We start from the raw sequence: 3,448 nt of genomic DNA on the forward strand, positions 1-3,448 counted from the left end.
ATCACTCCAGGAAGCACCACCACATTTAGTATAGAGCCCGTTTTGTTAATTACATAGAGAACAAAAAACCTCACAATGATTATCGTTGTGAAGTTTATCTAGCGTCCCAGGAGAGATTCGAACTCCCGTTCTACCTACAAGGAACGTTATAAATTCGCTTTTAATCACGGTAGTTGATTCGGTCATTGAGTCGGACAACCGACGTTTTTATTAATACTACCATTTTTTAGCGAATATAGTCAATAGAAATACCGTTGTATTAATTTTTCGCAATTACCGAGTTTCTTCATATAATATTGTACTCGTTCATTAACTTTAAACTGTTTCCCTCTCGGTTACTATGTGCGTTTTTCCCTCCGAAAATACAAGCCTATTAATTTTCATGTTATTATATCACTAGAAGTCACTAAAGGAGGTTTTCACTTGAACGATACATTACCTAATGGATTCTTTTTATTTAAGTTTGTTAGAAAAGAACACTTAGAAGATTTCTTATCCGGAAACATTTATATGCCTTTAAGTAAGTACTTTATAGAACTAGAAGAAAATCAAGTTAATAAAGGTGTCGGTGATAAATACGAAGGAAGTTATATTTCGAATGTCGACCCTAAGACAAACAAGTTCGAAATCGAAATTGAACCTGGTAAATTTGCGCCGTTAAACTTTACAAAAGCATTTCATTCTTACAGGTATAAAGGAATTGAAAATATACCAATTACTTGTTTCACTATGATTCATACCGAGGATTTGGAAGAAGTCGAAAAAGACATCTTTGCAATCAAAGAAAATGTAATACAAGACCTTAAACAGAGTGGTATTTTCGAGAATAGAAAAGCCATTTTCATAGACACAAAACCCTTTATTGATAAATTTACAACCATAATAAACAATACATATAGTTATAAATGCGCATCAGTAAAATATTTCAACACTTATCAAGAAAATAATATTAATAAAAATCATTACGATAAAAACCCGTTTGAAGCCTTATTTTACAAACGTGATATTTTCGCTTCACAAAGAGAATACAGAATTATTTTAAGACATAATTTTGAGGAACCCCCTACAATAAAAATTGGCGACATTAGGGATATCTGTAGAGTGTTCGATGCTTCTACTTTAAGAGAAACGTTCAAAATAGAGAGGGTTAATAAGGAGTAGAAGAATAAGGCGCTAACTCCTAGCGCCCACTTTACTCCATCCTTCTAGCATAACGCCTTAATTAACTATCTAAACGCCTGCCTGTCTTTTCTTCTCAACTCTAATCGCTTTTCCATCGGTTCCGCTAACGTCTTGGCAACTTCTCGTTTATCCATTACGATAACTTGCCCGGCTTTGATACTTTTATCTATCCGTTCTAACCTGTCTAACACTTCCCGATTAAGTCCGTTACTATCCGAAGTATTAGAACTTGCGGAAGTTGTTCCGGAAGGCTTTGGCGTATATCCTCTAGAACTAGCTTGCGGAACTGCTGCGGACATCATTCCCCGACTTGCTTGCGTAACCTGTCGATTCATTTTATCGATTCCGTTTATATATCCTTCTCCGGTCCATTTACCGAATTGCTCAAATAGTTTTGACGGGGAGGCAATTCCAAGTAAGTTTTTCGCCTTGTCGATTGCTCCGCCTACTACTCCGGAAACCTTGTCGACTAACTTACCGGCCATGCTTCCTACGCCGTTTATCATTCCTTCTAAAATGTTCTGTCCGACTTCGAATAAGTCGATACCCGTAAGGAAGTCCATAACGGTATCCCATCCGTTTTTAATGCGGTCTTTAACGTCTGTCATTTTCTGCTTAACTGCGTTGACCATATCTGTAAATCTATTCCGTAATATCGAATACAGTTGCTTTAATACGTTAAAGGCGTTCTTGACTTCGCCCCACTTGTTGCTAATCCAATTCGAGACTTTAGCAAAAGTTTTCTTCGTCCACGCCCATATCTGATCCCAGTGCGATATTACAACGGTTGCTAACGTAATAATGATATTAATCGCTATGCCAATCGGATTTGTAAGGCTGGCAATCCTAGCGCCAAACATCGCAACTTTAGGCGCATACTTGATTAATACTCCGCCTAGTTTGCCTATCCATCCGGAAACCATAGTGACAAACGGAATAAGTCCTTTAAATGCGACAATTACGCCGGTTACTATCGGAGCAAACAACTTAAATAGTCCGATTGCTATCGTTGCTACGCCTACTAGCTTGCCTACCCATTCGTGGTTTTTGAATAATTCCGAAGTCCACGCAAAGAACGAGTTAGCCATTTCTAAGACTTTGGTCGCCATTGGTTCCATTGCGATTCCTAAGTTAACTAGCGTTGTGACAATATTTCCGATTAACTCTAGTACAGTCGGCGTGTTCTCTCGTACATAGTTCATAAAGTTTTGAAACGCTTGATTTTCCGATAATGTTGAACTCCATTCCCGGAACTTTTCGGACATACTTAGAAATCCGTCATTAAAACTTTGCGCTAACGGATCGAATGCAACTAGCATATTCATTATGCCTTGCCCGAAGTTACCTAACGACTTCGTTAACGTCTCTAGGTTTGGTCCCGCGGTGTCACCTAGCCAATCGAAGAAGGCCCTCACGTCGGCCGTTTCTAAATTGGCGTTAAAGCTATCTACAAGGTTACTAACCGCCGTTACCGTTCCATCTATCGCCGGCTTTGCTAGTTCCATTGTTCGCTTTAGTCCGTCTAACCCTCGGACAAACGTATCGATGACTTTTGGCTCGAACTCTTTTGCGAAGTCCTTATGAAACTTGGTAAACGACTGTAGCGCTTTTACGCCTTCCCACTGGCTTTCGTTATACTTAGCCTGTACCCGTTCAAGTTCCGCCGTTGCTTCGGCTTGTTCCTCTGCGGTTTCGGCTGCGTCCATTTGTTCTTGCGCCTTCTTTAGTTCCTCTTGCGCTTTGAATACACCTGTTAGTGCCGGAATTGCAACAGCCCCGAAACCTGCTGCGCCTAGTCCGGCGGAAGTAAAGGCGGAAGCAATAGCGCCTAACCCTCCGGCTAATACTCCGGTTATTGGAACTAGCGCTGGTAATGCGGTAATCAAACTACCTTTCGCCATGCTTCCGGCTATCTCATCGAAGTTTCTCAACGACGTACTAAGGCGATCCATCCTGCGTTGATACTATTTGAAACCGTTTACAAATACATGCGTAACTTTTAGGCTTGGAATAGAGTCCGCCTTATCCTTTACGTTGTCAAGTTGTCTGGTTGCGGATTTATCTCCGGTAACATTTACGGTTATATTCTCTAGCTTGCTCATTTGATCGGCTTGCTTGTCTATGGCGTCTAATTGCTTGGATAGTTTTGCCATATTTTTCGAGAAGTTGTCTACCGCTTTAATCCTAAACGATATGTTCAGTTTTTCGCCTGCCATTTTATGCGCTTACCTCCCTCTATATAATTCAAATATCGTTAATATACTCT

Annotated in this window: 3 protein-coding genes; 1 reads left to right on the top strand and 2 read right to left on the bottom strand. The window is 40.2% G+C overall.

All coding sequences use genetic code 11. The annotated features are described in order from the left end of the window. Window positions 1–423 precede the first annotated feature (423 nt). Complete coding sequence (locus GH715_RS21020; RefSeq protein WP_153837205.1) at window positions 424–1,161, top strand: hypothetical protein; 738 nt, start codon at window positions 424–426, stop codon at window positions 1,159–1,161. A 65-nt stretch (window positions 1,162–1,226) separates the two neighbouring features. Here the strand turns inward: GH715_RS21020 and GH715_RS21025 are convergent, their stop codons facing one another. Further along, window positions 1,227–3,083 carry a phage tail protein gene (locus tag GH715_RS21025; RefSeq protein WP_153837206.1) on the bottom strand — a complete coding sequence of 619 codons (1,857 nt, stop codon included), beginning with the start codon at window positions 3,081–3,083 and terminating at the stop codon, window positions 1,227–1,229. Window positions 3,084–3,146: 63 nt separating this feature from the next. Continuing rightward, window positions 3,147–3,335, bottom strand: a complete 189-nt coding sequence (locus GH715_RS21030; protein WP_205601883.1) for a hypothetical protein — start codon at window positions 3,333–3,335, stop codon at window positions 3,147–3,149. Between the last annotated feature and the right edge of the window lie 113 nt (window positions 3,336–3,448).

Origin of the sequence: Gracilibacillus thailandensis (assembly GCF_010994055.1) — a bacterium.
Lineage (GTDB): Bacteria > Bacillota > Bacilli > Bacillales > Amphibacillaceae > Gracilibacillus > Gracilibacillus lacisalsi.

Excerpts from the sequence above, each read along its gene's own strand:
- GH715_RS21030 (WP_205601883.1), bottom strand. The coding sequence starts at position 3,335 with ATGGCAAAACTATCCAAGCAATTAGACGCCATAGACAAGCAAGCCGAT.
- GH715_RS21025 (WP_153837206.1), bottom strand. The coding sequence starts at position 3,083 with ATGGCGAAAGGTAGTTTGATTACCGCATTACCAGCGCTAGTTCCAATA.